Annotated in this window: 11 protein-coding genes; 1 reads left to right on the top strand and 10 read right to left on the bottom strand. The window is 44.5% G+C overall.

The genetic code is table 11. From position 1 onward, the window contains the following. Nucleotides 1-361: 361 nt before the first annotated feature. From recD to speD, 8 genes are all read right to left on the bottom strand, one after another. Nucleotides 362-2,206, bottom strand: coding sequence for an exodeoxyribonuclease V subunit alpha (gene recD / locus ACT3ID_RS11105; RefSeq protein ID WP_491542101.1), 1,845 nt, complete (start codon nucleotides 2,204-2,206; stop codon nucleotides 362-364). Next, entirely contained in the window at nucleotides 2,199-5,825 is a 3,627-nt protein-coding gene (gene recB / locus ACT3ID_RS11100) for an exodeoxyribonuclease V subunit beta (protein WP_491542100.1), read from the bottom strand. Before recB ends, recD begins: the two co-directional genes overlap by 8 nt. Next, complete coding sequence (gene recC, locus ACT3ID_RS11095) at nucleotides 5,822-9,037, bottom strand: exodeoxyribonuclease V subunit gamma (RefSeq protein WP_491542099.1); 3,216 nt, start codon at nucleotides 9,035-9,037, stop codon at nucleotides 5,822-5,824. Before recC ends, recB begins: the two co-directional genes overlap by 4 nt. 563 nt (nucleotides 9,038-9,600) lie before the next feature. Continuing rightward, nucleotides 9,601-10,350: a DUF1499 domain-containing protein gene (locus ACT3ID_RS11090; RefSeq protein ID WP_491542098.1), complete on the bottom strand. Its 750-nt coding sequence runs from the start codon at nucleotides 10,348-10,350 to the stop codon at nucleotides 9,601-9,603. A 26-nt stretch (nucleotides 10,351-10,376) separates the two neighbouring features. Further along, a complete protein-coding gene (locus tag ACT3ID_RS11085) occupies nucleotides 10,377-11,324 on the bottom strand; it encodes a DMT family transporter (RefSeq protein WP_491542097.1) in 948 nt (315 codons plus the stop codon). 565 nt (nucleotides 11,325-11,889) lie between these two features. Beyond that, nucleotides 11,890-12,741 (bottom strand): polyamine aminopropyltransferase, encoded by an 852-nt coding sequence (gene speE / locus ACT3ID_RS11080; RefSeq protein WP_491542096.1) that lies wholly within the window; start codon nucleotides 12,739-12,741, stop codon nucleotides 11,890-11,892. Between the two features lie 63 nt (nucleotides 12,742-12,804). Next, a complete protein-coding gene (locus ACT3ID_RS11075) occupies nucleotides 12,805-13,281 on the bottom strand; it encodes a pyruvoyl-dependent arginine decarboxylase (protein ID WP_491542259.1) in 477 nt (158 codons plus the stop codon). A gap of 53 nt (nucleotides 13,282-13,334) precedes the next feature. Beyond that, nucleotides 13,335-13,736, bottom strand: coding sequence for an adenosylmethionine decarboxylase (gene speD, locus ACT3ID_RS11070; RefSeq protein WP_491542095.1), 402 nt, complete (start codon nucleotides 13,734-13,736; stop codon nucleotides 13,335-13,337). A 195-nt stretch (nucleotides 13,737-13,931) separates the two neighbouring features. Here speD and ACT3ID_RS11065 point away from each other — a divergent pair, with 195 nt between their 5' ends. Then, entirely contained in the window at nucleotides 13,932-15,917 is a 1,986-nt protein-coding gene (locus tag ACT3ID_RS11065) for an alpha-ketoacid dehydrogenase subunit alpha/beta (RefSeq protein ID WP_491542094.1), read from the top strand. 152 nt (nucleotides 15,918-16,069) lie between these two features. On the opposite strand, the gene ACT3ID_RS11060 is transcribed toward ACT3ID_RS11065, so the two are convergent. Together ACT3ID_RS11060 and ACT3ID_RS11055 are read right to left on the bottom strand one after the other, a co-directional pair. Next, the gene (locus tag ACT3ID_RS11060) at nucleotides 16,070-17,311 is read right to left on the bottom strand and encodes a SecDF P1 head subdomain-containing protein (protein ID WP_491542093.1); all 1,242 of its coding nucleotides are present in this window, start codon (nucleotides 17,309-17,311) and stop codon (nucleotides 16,070-16,072) included. A 356-nt stretch (nucleotides 17,312-17,667) separates the two neighbouring features. After that, nucleotides 17,668-18,801 (bottom strand): tRNA-queuosine alpha-mannosyltransferase domain-containing protein, encoded by a 1,134-nt coding sequence (locus ACT3ID_RS11055; protein WP_491542092.1) that lies wholly within the window; start codon nucleotides 18,799-18,801, stop codon nucleotides 17,668-17,670. Nucleotides 18,802-18,825 lie beyond the last annotated feature (24 nt).

Raw genomic sequence — 18,825 nt, 5'->3', positions numbered from 1 at the left:
CTTTGACACCATCTGTAGATGCACAAAAGATCATAGGCAGAAGCTTCTATATTTGTTCCAATTTTTAATGTTCTTTAATTTGAAATCTAAAAACAGGCTTTACTTGGTTTAAGAGGTGGGGTTTACCTGAATAGATTGGATACGAAGGATATTATAAAAAAATAAAAGGGGCCGGGATCAACCGGCCCCTTTTTGTACGTTGGCTTTTCGGGGTACAAATCAATGGTTACAATAGGTAACCAGGGATCAGTATGTTCACCAATATATACTCGGTCGTGAGGGGTTTGTTCCGAGTTTTTTTGGATCACATTAGATTAGAAGAACGGAGGGATATCCACATTATTGAGTGCAAAAAATCAATTTATTTTGCCCAGATACGGGGTCTGAGGCCCGAGGAACGCTGAAGTTTCTTTTCCATGCCCTTTTGCAGTATTATTTGCTCTCCCAACACACTAATTTTTGTGCGAGCTCGTGTTGTGGCGGTGTAAATAAGCTCGCGATTTAATACCTTGGATGGGTTATGAGGAAGAACAAAAAGCACTTCCTCAAACTCGGACCCCTGGCTCTTATGTACCGTTAATGCAAAAGCAGTGTCGTGATCCGGCAGTCGACCAGGCGCTATACCGCGAATGGTATCTTCATCTTTGAAATAGATTTTCCGAGTCCCATCATCATCCAAAAGACAAATACCGGTATCACCATTGTGGAGCCGAAGCGAGTAATCATTAACATTAATGATCACCGGTCTGCCGTGATACCAGCGCTCATACTTGGGAATAAGCCCCTCATCCTGCAGAATTTTTTCCACATACTGATTTAAATAAGCTACTCCACGCGGGCCCTTTCGGTGTGGCGACAATATCCGAAATCTATTAAACGCCTCCAGCGACTGCTTAACAGAAGTTTCTTGTATAATTCCCCGAAAATACTCCGCAGTATGCTGGCGGAGTACCCTTTCAAGATCTGACTGTTCTTCAATAGTAACAAGTGAAGCATCGTTGAAGGTATCAGACTGCAAAGTATCCAGAGCCTCTTTTACACTGCCTGAATTCACGGCGCCAGCCAGCCGCGCAATACCACTGTCGGGACCAAATCGATAGCTTTTTGTCAGTAACGTGATATGATCGGTAAGAGGCTTAGGATTATTTTGGATATGGGAATCAGAAATATTCAGATCCAGTTTCTTTAGCCATTCAGTCGCCTGTTTGCTAAACTGATTCTGATCGATACTGCAAATATCTCCCAACACAGAACCTGCCTCAACGGAGGCCAGCTGATCTTTATCGCCAAGCAAAATAAGACGCGTATCGTCCAGCAAAGCATCCATCAATTTACTCATGAGCGCCTGATCTACCATCGAAGCTTCATCAATAATCACCAGATTGTACGGTATGGGATTATCTGCATTATGACGAAATTGTGAGCTGTGCCGCCGCGCACCCAATAACTGGTGAATAGTATGAGCTTTTTCAGGGATTGCAGCACGAATTTCTTCGCTCACATCCAACTCTTGTTTAGCATCGATAATGGACTCTTTCAATCGTGCAGCTGCTTTACCTGTCGGTGCTGCCAGTGCAATATTCAAGGATTGCTCTTTTACCTGATCCTGTTCCAGCAGCAATCCCAAAATACGCACGACTGTAGATGTTTTGCCCGTTCCGGGTCCGCCGGATATAATCGAAAGCTTATTCCGTACTGACATAGCCGCAGCGACCCTCTGCCAATCTATTTCGTCTTTCGGCGGATCAAAGAAGAGCCGATCAAGTCCGTTCTTAAGACGAACAACATCGATACCTGGGACTTGCATCTGACTACGCCGGATTAGCTCCTGTGCCAGTGAATGCTCGTAATTCCAGAGCTTGTGCAGATAAAGCCGTCCCCCTTCATCCAGTATCAGTGGCTTAAAATCGCCCGGATCCCCAACAATATCACTTTCCGACAACGCTTCTTTCCACCGCTGCAGATCGGGTACCGTAAGATTCGATTCAACCTCAGATTCATAAAACAGAGGCTGGGAAGCATACTTTTCGAGCAGCAGACATACATCTCCCTGCCGGTACAGATAGCTAACCAGACAGGCTGCCTGCAAAACTTCATCTGAAACGTTCTCGTGCTGCACCTTCAAAAAGCGGCACAGCTCCAGATCGATATCCTGCAATACATCCTGATCGCGAAATTTACAAAGCTCAGTCATTATATCACTCATCCCGGCCTCCCGTCTTTATGTAATAATCCAGCTCCCGGATTATCTCGTAATCGGGACGATCGAAAAAGATGCCCTCCCTGCCCTTGGCGTTCATACCGCGGACAAACAGGTAAAAGGCTCCGCCAAAATGCTCCTCATATGAATAGCCGGGCACCGTCTTTTGTAAAAACCGATGCAGTGCCACCGTATAGATGTGATACTGCAGATCATACGACGCCTCCTGCATCTCCTCTTTCAATAACTCAGGACGATAGTCCTCAATTGAATCTCCCAAATAATTGGTCTTGTAATCCAGCAAATAATATTGCCCCCCATAACAAAAGGTTAAGTCGATAAATCCTTTCAGAAATCCCGATGGTGCCCGGCCGTGTATTTGTGAATTATCGTACAGCTTGTTCCTGATTATGGATAAAAGACGCCGCGAACTGATATCTTTACTCTGATAATAAAATTCCATCTCCTGAACCATATCTTCAGCCGATATCCCCCCCAGCGTAAGCTTTTTGTTTTCGGGATGAATTTTTGCCCCGGTCACCGTCTGCAGCATTTTTTCGACTACCTCTTGCCACTCCAGGTCAATACCATATTTGGTAAGCTCATCGGTAATCAAATCCGTTTCAGCATTCGGATTCTGAAAATCAATCTCCTCAAATATCTTATGAATGCAGGTCCCTGGCTCCGGTCCTTTCGGAAAGGTAAAGATGGTTTGCTCCTCCTCTTCCGGCCCCGTTTCAATTTCGCCGGGGCCATCTAAAAACTGATCATAGTCCGGCATATCCGGATCCTCTTCCATCCAGCTGGTGAGCGAAGAAAAGCTCGAGATATGGTAACTGGGCTCCAGCGGAGTAGCGCGATTGAAGGAACGTGCCCTAAATTTAGGCGGTCCGTCACTCATCTCCAGCTCCAGCTGACCGTTTCCTGTTGATATCTGATCCTGCGTCATCGTAAACAGATCGGGATATTGTGTACATAATTTTTCGATTTTATTATGCATCTCATCACCGGACCACTCCACAGAATCACCAAATCCCACTTTTGATTTCAGTAAAGCTTCTGTTTTCTGCGGATCCTGTAAAAGGTAACCGAGCGACGAAAATTGTGATGACCGTGCAAATTGCCACGTCAGATACAGGCAGTGCTGGGCACGGGTCATCGCCACATACGCCAGCCGCAGACTTTCAGCCCAATTTTCTTTCCAATGATAGAAGCATTTTTTAGCCCGATTCGGATCGGCTTTTCCGCTCAAATCCAGATAAGCGGTTTCGGTGTCTTCCGGTTGGTGATACTCCAGCGGCTGACTATTATCCTGAATTCGAGGTCCGTGCCACAAAAATGGGCAAAACACCACAGGATACTGTAATCCCTTGCTTTTATGCATCGTCACAATTTTCACAAGGGCTTCATCACTCTCCAACCGCATCTGCTCCTCATCTCGGCTGTGACCGCCTGTATCCTGACGTTTTCGTGTTAACCAGTTTAAAAGTCCGCGCGTACCTTCTTTATGATTTTGTGCCTCTTCCTGCAGCAGTTCACCAAGATGAAGCAGGTTGGTCAGACGCCGCTCCCCATCGGGATATGAGATTACATGCTCCGCCACCTTCAGTTCAGCCAGAAGCGACCGAAACATCGCGGCAAATCCCTGATCTTGCCACGTTTTATGCCAATCGGAAAATTGCTGAAGCACAGTAATCCAGCGCTCCTCATCTTCCTCAATATCAAACAGTTGTCTGGCCGTATAGCCTGTTAACGGAAGCGAAAGTGCGGTTTTTATCAGCGTTTCATTTGCAGGGTCGGCCACCGCCTTCAAAAGCTGTTCGAGCTGTACAGCCTCCTCACTTTCGAACACGCTTTGCTCACTGTGTTGCACGCTTTTGATGCCTCGCTCCCGAAGTGTCTCACTAATCAAGTCGGCCTGCTTGTGCTTTCTCACCAGTACCGCAATATTCTGCGCCTGAAGCGGCTCATTACCAAGCATAACTTTGCCGTTTTTTGCGCCTTCGAGTAGTCGCTTAATTTCATCCGCCGTATCTTTAGCTACTTTTTCTTTGGCACTACCTTTGTTTATTTGATCCTGGCCCGGCTTCGACAAGCGCCGGAATCGAATGGGCGGACGGGCACGACCGTTTTCACGAAGTTTATCATAGTTTTTCTCCGGCCATCCCCACTTTACTTTCTGATAATCAATATCTTCGCCTATCACGAAAGGATTTTCGTGTCCGCCCCAAAAGGCATTTAGTCCGCGAAGCAGATCAGGCGTTGAGCGAAAATTGCGATCAAGCCGAAAGCGATTTCCCTCCTGCACATCATCCCGCGCCTTGATATATGAGTAGACATCCGCACCGCGGAAACTGTAGATCGACTGCTTGGGATCGCCAATCATAAAAAGGGCACAACGAACCGAATCCGTATAAATATTTCTGAAAATATCGTACTGATTGGGATCGGTATCCTGAAATTCATCCACCATGGCAACGGGATATTTTTCCCGTAGTTTTGCAGCCAGAGAATCCCCTCTTTTTTCATCCAGAAGGGCATTGCGAAGAAGCAGAAGAAGATCATCAAACGACAATACCTGCATCTCTTCCTTCTTGCTTTGCAGCTCATCACGTAGATAATTCAAGAGCTCCTTCTTAAAGACGATCTCAAACTTCTCTATCGAATTCAATACTTCATCATATTGATCAATAAGTCCGAAAAAAGGATGTTGCGGTGGTTGTTTTCCCTGGTTTTTCGGTTTCTTCTTGAGACTCTCGTCAATCTCACTCTGCTTGAACCGATAAAACTGGGTAAATGTATCGAGCGGCGGAGTATCAGAATCGAGGAACTCATCCATCAACCCAAACCATTTGTTTAACTTTTTAGTCGTATAATAACTCAGATACCCCGTATCGAGCAGACCAAAGAGCTCGTTTTTCTGTTCCCTCCATATCGACTTTATATCCGAATATAAATCCCAAAAAATGGAGAGCTGATTTTCAATCGCGGCTCGATCGGAATTCTCCGGCAACACCTTCAGATACGGCTTGGCGACATACGCTCCCAGCTCATCAGCCAGCGCCTCCGGTTTTATCTCCTTATTGTTCAGTAGCTTTTGCAGCACCTGTTTTCGGGGATCTTCAGAGACTTCGGCCACCCATTTACGCCAGTAATCGTCCACGGCCTCCTGTACCAGCTCCGAATCGTCGCCGATCATCTCCGCATCGTACATGGCACGGCTCTCAAATGCCTGTTCCTGCAGTGCCTGATAGCAAAATCCATGAATCGTATACACCGAGGCCTCGTCAAAACTGCGTACTGCGTTTTCAAGTTTTGCCACAGCTTTTGGGGGATTTGAAACCTCCGCCAACAAATCATTCAGAAACTGATCCGACATATCACTCACTTCTCCCGCCCTGAGCACCGAAATCGATTCGCGAATTCGTTTGAGCAGACGATCTTTAAGCTCTTTAGTAGCCGCTTCGGTATAGGTTACCACCAGAATTTTTCCCACAGATATGTCACGCTCAATCAGCGTGCGAATGTACAGTGAAGTAATATTATAGGTCTTACCCGTACCGGCGCTGGCTTCCACCAGATTGATGCCCGAAAGATCTATTTCAAAAGGTTTCAACAGCTTCATGTCAGCGCATCCTCCCTATTTAGCACTTCAAAAAAAGGATCCCATACATCACAACTGTACTCGGCAAACTGCGGATCATCAAACGGATGCTCCCCGCCTGTAATCAACCTGTAATAGGGATCATCTCCCTCACCGGGTATACCGTTCCAGCTCGCATCCCATTCATTGACAGCTTTGGCAATTCCGTCTTCTTTTTCTTTTTCGGGATTGGATATTGCTTTTGCATAGGCATAAGATGATTTACAATAGAGGTGCAGCGGTTTTTGCATTCCCTCCCAAAATAATGTGAGCAAGTTGTTCAACGGAATTATTGCATCCTGAACCGGTGCCAGACTGTGTTCCTGGAAAGCGTCATCTTCCCAGGCAAAAAAGAGGCTTCTGCCGGAATGTCCGTCGGGTTTAACCTGCTGGAAAAGCAGGTGCCGAATCCACCAGTCGATTAAATCTTTGGGACGTGCTTTACCAAACCGATATACCACTTGTGCGTCAGGATAGATATCGGAAAGCATGCCAACGAGGTGAAAATCATCGATCTCAATATTTACCTCTCGATCCTCAAGTTCCTGCTGATTAAGCCGCTCCTTTATTTTAGTTCCGAACGCTGCCACGTCGGCTGCTTTACTACGGTAACTTTGTTCTCCACTCCATCCCTCCGGAAGCATATCACGTGATTGCATCACCCGTTCATATGGATCTAGCGGCTGCTCCTTTAGATACCGCTGCAGCAACTCCTGACCAATTTGGTATTCATCAAGACTATCCAGCTCAAAAAGTTCGCGATCTTCTGTCAGCACTTGCTCTTTGCGGAGATAGATTCCCAACCGGTTGCGAAGCAAAAATTTCGCCGGATGCTGAAAAAAAGAGATCAAATCGCTGATCGGCAGCTGTTTCCACTCTTCCTCGGGTTCCGGCAAATTTTGATCAAAAAACGATTCGGAATCGAATGCCGATTCTGATAATGTTCGGCTTATACGCAACTGTATCCGGGAATAAGAAAAATGGTTCCCCTCCCTAAAATAATGGGGACTAAAAGCCTGCAACCGATGTTTCGTTACAACTTCATCAGATGACAAGTCATACCGCTGATCCAGAAAATCGAGAAACTCTTTAAGTACCACAGAGGGCGGAAATTCAGCATCCTGACGATTACTCTGCCCCACATAACTTGCATAAAAACATGTTTGTGCCGAAAGCAGGTTTTCCAAAAACAGATGGCGATCCTCTTTTGTTTTAACCGGGTCACCGGGTTGCGGCTCATGATACATCAAATCAAACTCTACAGGAATTTTCGATCGGGGGAAAGCTCCTTCATTCATCCCGATCATGCCGATCATCTCAAATGGGATACTGCGCATCGGTACCAGTGAACTAAAGGTCACGCCACGCCCTATTCGTCCGCCACCAGTATGCTGTTCCTCCAACTGATTTTCCAGCCAGAGACGTACAACTCGAAATGGGACTTCTTGCTGATATCCACCCAACGAGGCTGTATTCTTCAGCTGTTCAATTGTATCTCTAATCCGGGAAACCTGGCGAAAATAGTCCCTGCCCTTCGGCAAAATATCATCTATAATTTGGTTTATGTATCTCCTCCACTCTATTGGCTTGAAACAAGTTTGCACCTTTTCATTCATATCAAATAAAAGGTGCAAGAAACGAGAGAACTTGCCGATTAGCTCAGCATCATCAGATGTCTCCACTTCGTGATAGGGAAAAATGCCGCGGTAAAGCAGATCATCTTCCTGTTTCATAGCGTATCCCAACATCATGCGATTGAGTCCCGACCTCCAGGTAAAATGTTCACTTTGCGGAAGCTCTATATTTTGTTTGAACGGAGCATCTATGCCCCATCGAATGCGATTGTCCTCAATCCATCTCTCCAACCGATTTAAATCGTCACCGGTAAAGTCAAACGCCTCTTGGATAGGGTTTGCATCCAACAGATCAAGCAGATCCGTCACTTTAAACCGACTTTCGCAAAGTTCCAGGATTTTCAAAAAAGCTTGCACTGCCGTTTGAGTTTCACGGATTCCTCGATCGGCAATGCTGTACGGTATCTGGGGCTGGCCATCATCCGGCATCTCAAACACCGCCTCAATCATAGGAGCGTAGGTCTCGATATCCGGCGTCATAATTAAGATATCGTCAGGATTCAGCTCGGGATTTTCATCAAGCAGTGCCAGCAACTGATCGTAAAGCACTTCCACCTCGCGCATGGGACTGTGACACGAATGCACCTGAATGGATTGGTCGGCAGTCAATTTTTGATCGGGGGTATGATCCCGCCTCAAATCGGTTTGTACTTTTTTAAAAGCAGAATCTTTTACCGAAGTAGAATTATCACCCCTTATCCATTGCGGCTCAATGCCTTGTAGCTCTGAACTTCGACGAAATTGAGCTATAAGGTCAGCAGCTTCTTTCCCCAATGAAGCCAAAAGTGGATTTTCAAATTCCTCGCTGTCTGTCACCTCATGATCAGGCGTCAGATGATAAAATTGAACCTCTATTAGTTTCGAAAGTTTAACCAATGTTTTGATAAAAGCAGGGGATGCGTTGGAGATACCAAATACTGTAATCCGATCAGGTAGTTCATTCCTATTCAGGTCTCCCTCATCTAACTTATCCCAAAGCTCCTTCTGCAGTCGTGCCCGGTGAATCCATTTTTCATCGTAATGACTTTGCCAATGGTTCAGCAGTCGATTCCAAAGTTTTACCTGCCACTGTTCAGTTTTGGGAATTGATTCCCCCTCCTCCCAGTCCAAAATCATTTCGGGACGGTAAATCAGGTACTGGTCAAAGACATCGGCAATTTTTGAGGCTAATTTCCATCGCCGTACTGATTTATCAACCGGATCCTCTTCACGTATATAGTGACTCAGATTATCGAAATCCTTCAGTAAATCTTCTTCCCCCAGCAGGGCCATCAAACTCCAGGTCATTGGTTGTCGATCAGACGGCAATATATCCGGGATGTCGGGATTTATGAGGCGAATAAGCTTCCAAATACGCTCGGAAGGGAATTCGAACTCCATATTTGCAGCAATACCCTCCTCTTTTCGAGCCATATGCAGTGACAACCACTGCCCTATTCCGTGATTCTGCACAACAAAAATTTCGGGCTTCAGGGGGTTTTTCGGTGGATTATTTTTCAGCTCCTCAACCAACTGATCGGCCAGATATTTAAGCTCAGTCCCGTGATAAAATTTGAGCATCTGTTTCTGCTTGATAAGATCTCTGTAGAAGTTCTGAGTGATAGCAAAAACAGAAAAAACTAATCAAAAGTAAACAGGAATTTCATATTACACGATAAATTCGGCCGCAGATTTTCACCGATTTCCTTCTTTATTTAGATAACACAAAATCTGTGATATGCAGTGTCCCTTTTGTCTTGATACAAAAGGGATAAAAGATCAAGGCTGAAGAATTGTGAAGACAGCTTTGGCTTGCAGGATGCGTGAATTTTGATGGTCCTTTTTCTTGCAATAACATGTATTCATCATTGTACCGGTACAAAATTCACACCCGCATCCTTTTGCCTCAGCACACAATTCTAAGGCCGGATATTTTAAAATATAGTTAATTCTACAGAAGTTAGTTCCATTTCTGGTTTTGTATAATTGGGGGTTTGGGGGAATCGGGGAAAGCCGCTTATGAAAAATGACTGATGTGGAATAGCTATCCGCGACTTCCTGCTTTAGCCAGTACAAAATCTACGATTCCCACAACACTTTTTTGGTTCGTTTTTTGGTGACAAAAAATGAACGGAACCAACAAACTACTGGTTTTGCACTTCCTCCAGATACTCCCGAATGCGATGGGCATTGACGCCTATGTCACCACGTCCAATTCGAGAGACGGACCGCACGTCGATTTTACTTTGTCCCTCCGATTCGGCAGTATCCACGCGAATCACAACATCATCTATAAAGCCAAACCACGGCAGCTTATCCCAGGCTTCGATAATGCCGGTATTACGGTCTTGTGTTACAATTTCTTCCCACGGACGCTGTTCTGCTGCACGTAGAGCGCGATCAAAGGCTTCATCGTAATCTACATCCAAATAAAGCGTCTGCACATCAGGATACGCTTCGCGCTGCATATCTATTTTCTCCTGGTCACCGTATGTCGTATCGTTGGGAGCATCAGCACGTAAAGAAACTATATCTCTAAATTCTGGCGGGTTCTCAGTATCAGTGCTTATATCGTGAATCGGTGGATACTGTTGTGCTTCATTGTACCAGTATCCAAGAGTGCCTATTACACCGAGACTCAAAATAACACCAATAAATGCTATACCAGCTCCCTTAAGGGCCGGATTATTCCAGCGTGAGAATCCAAAGAACAGAGCCAGAGCAAAACCAATAAGCCCCACTACCCCACTTCCGGGGAGCAGCCAGGTAAAGGCCGTGCCGAGTCCCCACCAATTCCACTGATATCCATATCCCGCAAGTAATAAAACAACAGCAGCTAAAAGACCGAATCCCAAACTTGACCATGCCCAGCTTGATATCTTTTCCTGATCCATTTTTCCATCCTGTTTAATTAATAGTATTATTTTTGTCCCCGCTTAACAGTTCTATTCGTCTTTGAACCATCAAGTAATTTAGGTGATTGCTTGTTCTTTTTAAACTGTACTAAAATAACAGCTGATATTACAAGCAGAATCCCAATGACCTGATAAACAGTAAGCACCTCTTTAAAAACTAATACACCCAATAACGTCGCTACAACAGGCTCAACTGTGGCCGCAATGGATGCACGTCCGCTTTCGACGAGCGATAAACCTGTTGTATACAGGAAATAGGCCAGTGCTGTGGGTAAGAACCCGAGTCCTAAAATTTGCATCCAGACATGCGAAGATTGTAAATCATTACCTGAAATAGTCACTCCGCTCGTTGGCATCATCACTACTGAAGCAAAAACGAAAGTATAGGTTATAACTGTCAGCGGATGATATTTTTTGAGAGCATGTTTGCCGAAGATACTATAAAGCGCATACCCGAATCCGGACCCCAATCCCACTAAAATACCGTACCAGGAAATATGATCGGCACCGATCGGCAAAATCTGGATCACCAGCGTGCAACCTAACAGCGTAATAATCAAAGCTATGATTTTTCGAGCAGTCATCGGTTCGTTAAAAAAGATACGGGACAGAATTACCACAAATGCGGGACCGGTGTAAAGCAAAATAACAGCGATCGAGAGTGATACCTCTTCGATGGCTGTAAAGTAGCACCAGTTGAAAAAGACAATGCTGAAGATGCCAGTGCCGATAAAGCTGAATGAATCTTTGAATTCAATTTTAAGCAGATCAGTATTTTTTACGGCCACAAACAGAATCAGCATTATAGAAGCGCTGACCACTCGAAGTGTAACGATTTGCAGGGATGTAAAGCCGGCCTGCGATAGCTCATCAACGAATAATCCGATTACGCCCCAGAGGGCGGCCCCGAGAAAAACGTAGAAATATGCCAGTCTGTTTGATGTATCAGTCAAGAAAATTTTTACTTTACCACTAAGGCACTAAGGTCACTAAGGTCACTAAGGTCACTAAGGTCACTAAGAAGTCTAAAAACTAAATGCATGTTTTGAAACAGTAAGATCCGTAAATATAGACACTAAAAACAAAAGCGGGTGCTAAGAATCTCTAAGAGTATTCTTGAAACTTCGTTTATCTCCTTAGTTAAGTTGCCATTAATTTAATTTTCACACCCTTCGTCCGTTCCGGAAAATCACCGGAACCGACACTTCCCTCAAGGGAAGATTTTGTAGAGCCAGTTCCACGGTTTTAATCACACGGCCTTGAATTATGTACAGAAGCCAAAGGATGCGAGATGGATTTTGTACCGGTAAGGTCATTTTAGCATGTACGTCAGAGAACGGACCATCAAAATCCGCGCATTCTGCAGGCTGAAGTGAATGCATAATTCTCAGCCTTGATCTTTTAGTACCTTTTGGATCAAGCCAAAAGGTACACCAGGTAACTGTTATTCTATTTTATAATCATAAATAGGATAGAACATCGAGATCCCCCCACAACCCATGAGTGACTCCTTAAAGATCATTCGATTATATCTGCTACGAAATTGGGCAGTGCAAAGCAGCTTCGGTGGATATCCCAGTTATAATATTTCATAGAGCCGTCTATCTTTTTTAATCCTTCATCTACTCTTTCTGTTACCTCATCACCCAACGGATCGATGCCCTTGCTTGCAAATGAGAAGGACCACATGCCAGCGGGATAAAGCGGAATATAAGCCAAATACATTCGGGAAGTATCATAAATATCATCAAGTGCAGAAAAAACCTTTTTCATGCTGGGGTGGTAATCCTTTACCCATGGACTTTCTGTCTGGCCAGTAAGAATTCCGTTTTCTGTCAGTCCCTCATAACAGGCATGGATAAACTCATACTCGAAAAGTCCGGATGCCGGACCAATCGGATCAGAACCGTCAATAATAATCACGTCATAAGGTTCATCAATATTTTTGACGAATTCGATACCATCTTCAATAAGAACATTAAGTTTCGGATTATCCCAGTCGCCAACTGCGGGAAGAAAACGCTTCGACGCCCGCACAACAGCCTCATCAATCTCCACCATATCCACCTGTTCCACCGACGGATTCCGCATTGCTTCGCTTGCGGAGCCGCCATCACCTCCTCCAATAATCAGCACACGGCTGGGATTCGGATGCGAAAAAAGTCCTACATGCGTCAACATCTCGTGATAGACAAACTCATCCTTTTCAGAGAGCATCACCATGCCGTCAATAACCAGCATATTCCCCCAGGTGTCGGTTTTGTAAACTTCTACTTTTTGATACAGTGTTTGTTCGGAGAAAAGAACCTCGTCTATTCCTACAGTGAGGCCGGTTTGCTCGTTGTAGAGCTCGTTATAAATTAGGGACATAAATTTTCGGGTTGCGGGTTGCAAGTTGCAGGTTAATACGCATTACGTATCACGCATAACGTATCAGGAATCATACCACAATACGGCTGCCGCAAATGTGGCGGCACAGTTTTCAACTTTATGCTCTATGCCGATTGATTTAATTTCTTTTAGTCCACGGCTTCGTGTTTCAAAAGCATCAATTACCATCTGACGAGCAATTTCTTCTACATTCTCGAGCTTGCTGTGATCTTCGAATTCCATAATAACGCCCGGCTGAGAGTCATCCTCAGGAATACCGACAGCAATGGCCGATGAGATAAAACGTCCGGGTGTGGTGGAATCGATTGTGGCATAAGCTAATGGAATAAGTCCACCCGGCGGCAGGTTGAGATCATCTATCTGTCGTTGTTGAGCTCCGGGAGGAAGTATGCTACTCATCCGCATCAGGTTTGTATCTCCTATTCCGGCATTCAGCAACGCATTGTCAAAAGCATTCAATCGTGTACGCCCCTCCGAAGCTCCTTTAACCAGGCAAAAAATATTGGGTGTATTGACCATCATAAATTCTTGCAGCGATGCTGTAGATGAGGGTTGAGACATTATACTAAATCCTAATTTTTGGTAGATTGTTGGGGTTTGAATAACAGTTTCTTACCGGGCTCTGTTTTAAACATGCCGCGTTTCATCTCCATACTTGAAACATTTTTTGATTCAAAAGCCTCTTTAAGATGCTCCTGGATGATCCACGGATCGATTGTATCGCCACAGGTAAAAATATCGATGGCGGCGTAGTTGTATTCAGGCCAGCTGTGTATTGATACATGTGATTCGGCAATCACCACAACTCCACTCACGCCATGCGGACTAAATTTGTGAAAGTTGTGAGAAATGATTGTGGCTCCTGATTTTTTAACAGCCGACAAAAATGATGATTCGATAAACTCTATATCATTAATTTTATCGGCTTCACAATCGTAAAACTCAACCAGTACCTGGCGACCAAGTGCTTCCATTATCTCTTCAATAGTTTTAGTAAAAAGTGTATCGTAATATCTTTAGTTCGATGACTAGCTGAACAAAATGAAGTAATTTTCCAATCCTTAATTTTCTTGAAAATTTTAATAATCAAGTTGCAATTATACTCAATCTGCAAGATGTTAGAGCTCATAAATTAGCCGGACAAATTACATAATTTTCTCAAATAATTAATGATTGAACCTAAAAATAATTTGACTGACAAGCAGGCCCTTACACTTTATAAGAACCTGCTGTTGCCACGCCGCATCGAGGAGCGCATGCTGAAACTTCTAAGGCAAAATAAAATCAGCAAGTGGTTCTCAGGTATGGGACAAGAAGCGATTGCAGTGGGTGTTACCTCTACCCTCTCAGATGATGATTACCTGCTGCCAATGCATCGTAATCTGGGTCTGTTCACTACGCGCGGAGTTGATCTTTATAAACTATTTTGTCAGCTGTTAGGCAAAGCAGATGGTTTTACAGGCGGACGCGATCGCTCGTTTCATTTTGGCGTTCCCGAAAAACGGATTGTTGGTATGATATCCCATTTAGCTGCAACAATGCCTATCGCCGATGGATTGGCCCTGGCATCCAAATTACGCGACAGCGGGTATGTGGCAGCAAGCTTTTGCGGGGATGGGGCTACCAGTGAGGGAGAGTTTCACGAAGCACTCAACCTGGCCGCAGTCTGGGAGCTACCGGTCATTTTTGTGATTGAGAACAATGGTTATGGACTCTCCACCCCTGTCAACGAACAGTTCGCTTGCGATGATTTAGTTGATCGAGCACAGGGATACGGCATGCGCGGGGTAAAGATTGACGGCAATGATATTTTTGCGGTGATGGATGCGGTAGCAGAAGCCAAAGAATATGCCCTGAAGGGAGAGCCTACCCTTCTTGAAGCTAAAACCTTTCGAATGCGCGGACACGAAGAAGCATCCGGCACCTTTTATGTCCCCGATGAAAAATTTGAGAGCTGGGCCGAGAAAGATCCCATCGATCGATATGAGGAATGGCTGATCTCAGAAGGAATTGTCTCTGGAGATAATAAGCTCTCTGAACTGCAAGAAGAAATAGATCAAAATTTTCTGCCAAAACTGGATAAAGCTCTTGAGGCTGATGATCCCGTTTTTGATCGAGATACAGAAGAAGGGCGTCTGTTCACTGCGGTGGATTTACCCAATTTTAAAAATTCGAATGGTACCTCTTCCGAAAAGCGCTTTGTGGATTCGATCCAGTTTTCACTCCGACAGGCATTCGAGGAAGATGAAGAGTTTGTCATTATGGGGCAGGATATCGCCGAATATGGCGGTGTCTTTAAAGTTACGGAAGGATTTGTGGAACAGTTTGGCAAAGAGCGCGTGCGAAATACGCCGATTATTGAAGCCGGTGCACTGGGTTGTGCTGTCGGATTAGCCCTGGAGGGATTCAAGCCGGTTGTTGAAATGCAGTTTGCCGATTTTATCTCCTGCGGATTTAATCAGATTATCAATAATATTTCGAAAGGACAATATCGCTGGATGCCCCCACTGAATATCACCATTCGCGCTCCACACGGAGCCGGCGTTGGTGCGGGTCCATACCACTCGCAGTCCCCGGAGGGGTGGTTTATGCAGCATCCCGGATTGAAAATTGTTGTGCCTTCAACATCCGAAGATGCACAGAATTTGCTCTATAGTGCGTTATATGATCCCAACCCGGTACTATTTTTCGAGCATAAAAAACTTTATCGCAGTATTCGCGCCGAAACCCCAGATCAATGTGTGCCGGAAGAGCTTGGAAAAGCGAAAGTCCGGCGGGAAGGGTCTGACGCATCTATTATCACTTATGGTATGAGCGTCCACTGGGCACAGGATATTGCCGGGGAATATGCCGAACAAGGTGTAGAAATAGAAATTGTAGATCTTCGCTGTTTGGCTCCTCTGGATTTTGAAACAATAACTCAATCAGTAGCCAAAACCAACAAAGTTCTGCTTCTGCAGGAACCTTCAACAACACTCGGGCCTATGAGCGAGCTTTCTTCGCTGATTTCTGAACAATGCTTTGAACAGCTCGATGCTCCTATTATGCGCTGCTCGTCATTGAATATTCCGGTGCCTTTTAGTCCGAAGTTAGAAAAGCATTATCTGGCTGATCATCGGCTGAAGAAAACGTTAAATAAGTTGCTGGCTTATTAGTTTTTTGACAAAGGACTTATGACGAATTAACCAACGACAGATGACGGTCTTTGCGAGATAATTCTCGATTTACTCTCCCTACAAAAAGCTATAATCGTCGCAAGGCAGAGCATTGCGACGAGATAAGTAAGTTTCAATATTGGATGCTTTGATTATTCATCTAAGACCTGTCGGTGAAGTTCTTGCGCTTCCACTTTCCTGTCAAACGGTCCAATTGAGAAGCGCCCTCCGAAAACCCCGGTTTGTATTGTCGGTAATTGAGGAGAGATGATCTCTCTATCATGCACTATCGCTAAGAAATTTCCAATATTTTCAGCGGTTAGCTGCCCATATTCGGAGTGATAATCTTTCTTGAGCTGAACTGATAAATGGTAAGAAGACTGCTGTTCATCTATTGTAATACTTACCTCGTCGATCATTTCCGGCTGTATCTCATAGAAAAGAGTATCGCGCTCTGATAGATCAGCAATTTGCTTGCCTCTATTTTCTATGCTAGTAAGCTGAATGTTAAACCGTTCCCATTTATCCTCTTTAAATTCCGAATTGCTTAATGATGACATTCTCTGCTCAATAGATTCTGTGATCTCATCAACCTTATCCTGTTGACCTTCTCCGGCATAAAATCGAGCAAGAGCCATCTGCGCAGTAACCCCCACCTCATTATCGTATTTGTCAGCTACTTCTGCTAGATATTCTAATATTTCCTCCCTCCTGTCGGAATCCAGTAAATCTCTGTCTATTATGTTGTACATGGCATCAATCTGACGGGATGCAAACCAGTTATTATAAAACCCATACCCAATGTTCTGAAACTCTTTTATTAAGTACTTCATATGCGATACTACCTCGTCATATTCCTCTCTTAATGTATGGATAGCTATTCGACTGGTATAAGCATTAGCGAGGTCTGCTTTATATTCTGATTGATCCTTAGATAATGAAATAGCAGAATTCAGGTGTTCTTCGGCTTGATTCAGGTCACTGTCTTGATCAGTATATTCATACATCTTCAGATAGGAACTACCCAATATATTGTGAACTATAAACTGCAGCTCCTCGTCATTACGTACACGATCACTTTTAAGTAGTTGTTCTAAACTCCCAATATTCTTCTCAATAGACTCCTCTTCCCTGGCTTCTAATATTTCACTATAGGATGTATTGCTCTCTTCCAGTAGTTCAGTTACTTTATCCTCATTTATTTGTGATCCCGGTGTCGGTATAACCGGTACACCATCAATCATTTCCATGTCACTCGTATCCATCGCAGCCGTCGGATCAGTACCAATTGATTGCTGCTGTGAATCTTCGGTCTCGGGTTGCTGTGCCTCACATGAGATAAATGAGACTAATAAAACTGAAAATACAACTGTGAGCAGTTTTCTGGTATCCATACCTAATTTCCCGATGTTTATAAATTAAAAGTAGTATAAAAGTTTTGTTGGAAATATTCAGGAATGATCAGCTGTCGCTATTCACAAAGGAGACACGGAGTGCAAGCCTCTATTACTGCACGAGCGCTACTGATTTGTTTATTGTGATTTTTCCCTCCCAGGGAAGTTAAATGTAGAGCGAGATGGCATCTCCTCTAGTTCCCACCCAGAGCTTAAATCGTCGCAACACAAAGCATTGCGACGAGATTAAAGGGATTACAAAACTAATTTACCGCAGAGGAACCGGAGGAATTGCAGCATTACTCAGAGTGTTTCCATACCCTTTACGTGACTCTGCAGTTTCACCTTACAGGCAGCTAAGTTAAAGCAGAATTGATCTCTATATCGCGGCACTCTTCAAACATAGCATCGAACTCATCAATGCGCTTCGACCAGTCAAGATGCTTATTAATATTCTGAAGCGAAGATTTAGGCAGTGGTTTTGTCTCTCTGGTAAGCAGATCTTTAAGATGATGGAAAAGATCATCTTCCGTATCGTACAGCACCGGGGCGTGCAGTAGTGGCTTGTGCAGGCTTTCCGGAATCAGTTCTGGGTAATGCAGCCGATTCGGCACAAGCGGGTGACAACCGCAGTAGATAGCCTCCATAATCGCCACGCAGAAAAACTCATACGTAGCCGTCGAAACCACGATATCACCACTGTGGAGCAACCGACTGTAATTTTCGCGGTCTTCAACATAACCAAAGTGCGTAATGTGTTTTCCGTATCGCTGCCAGGCTTTTTCAAACTCTTCGGGCTTTTCGTGCTGTGTGTCGCCCGCCAGAATGAGATCAAAGGTAAGATCAATATCATTCAGCCGATTTAACACGCGAAAAAACATGGCGGGATTGCGATCGAACTGCCAGCGCTGGTTCCAGACAATCACAGGATTATCATTCTCGCTGCGCTGATCAGGCTGCTTGTCAAAACGCTTCAGATCCAGACCGGGATAGAGCACAATACTCTTGTCGGCAATTCTATCCACAGGATAGTAGTATTTGTCATCGGGATAATTCTCGAGAAATTCAGGCAGGGCTTTTAAAAAATCATCGCGATGAAACTGTGAAGAAAATATAAGCCGATCAGCCGACAGCATACTCAAATAATTTATATAGCTATACGTCTGATCGCGCTCCTCTCCCTCTGGCACAGGTTGCGTAAACTGATTTTCATGCATATACATCAGTTTGGGAACATGAGAAAATCGGGGATTTGTCAGTGATAAAAACGCCGGCAGGTGCGTCATACTGCTCACCAAAAGCAGATCAATCTCTTCCTCCACTTCCTGCGCCATTCCGGCCAGTACTACAGAATTTCCGTGCATCCGCCATTTGCGTCCCTTATAACTCAAATTTATCGGGATGATATTATGCCGGGAATGCTCCTCTAATCCCCTTAAAAAAGCCTTGTGCGAACCGCTGTAAAACGGCTCAACTGCCAGAATGTTCATCTAAAATTGTTGGATTATCGAATT

It is taken from the genome of Fodinibius sp. GM108 (genome assembly GCF_058386985.1).
This window is presented reverse-complemented; position numbering and strand designations above follow the sequence as displayed.

Coding starts and splice junctions, on each gene's coding strand:
- recD (WP_491542101.1), bottom strand. CDS start 2,206: ATGAGTGATATAATGACTGAGCTTTGTAAATTTCGCGATCAGGATGTA.
- recB (WP_491542100.1), bottom strand. CDS start 5,825: ATGAAGCTGTTGAAACCTTTTGAAATAGATCTTTCGGGCATCAATCTG.
- recC (WP_491542099.1), bottom strand. CDS start 9,037: ATGCTCAAATTTTATCACGGGACTGAGCTTAAATATCTGGCCGATCAG.
- ACT3ID_RS11090 (WP_491542098.1), bottom strand. CDS start 10,350: ATGGATCAGGAAAAGATATCAAGCTGGGCATGGTCAAGTTTGGGATTC.
- speE (WP_491542096.1), bottom strand. CDS start 12,741: ATGTCCCTAATTTATAACGAGCTCTACAACGAGCAAACCGGCCTCACT.
- ACT3ID_RS11075 (WP_491542259.1), bottom strand. CDS start 13,281: ATGGTCAATACACCCAATATTTTTTGCCTGGTTAAAGGAGCTTCGGAG.
- speD (WP_491542095.1), bottom strand. CDS start 13,736: ATGGAAGCACTTGGTCGCCAGGTACTGGTTGAGTTTTACGATTGTGAA.
- ACT3ID_RS11065 (WP_491542094.1), top strand. CDS start 13,932: ATGATTGAACCTAAAAATAATTTGACTGACAAGCAGGCCCTTACACTT.
- ACT3ID_RS11060 (WP_491542093.1), bottom strand. CDS start 17,311: ATGGATACCAGAAAACTGCTCACAGTTGTATTTTCAGTTTTATTAGTC.
- ACT3ID_RS11055 (WP_491542092.1), bottom strand. CDS start 18,801: ATGAACATTCTGGCAGTTGAGCCGTTTTACAGCGGTTCGCACAAGGCT.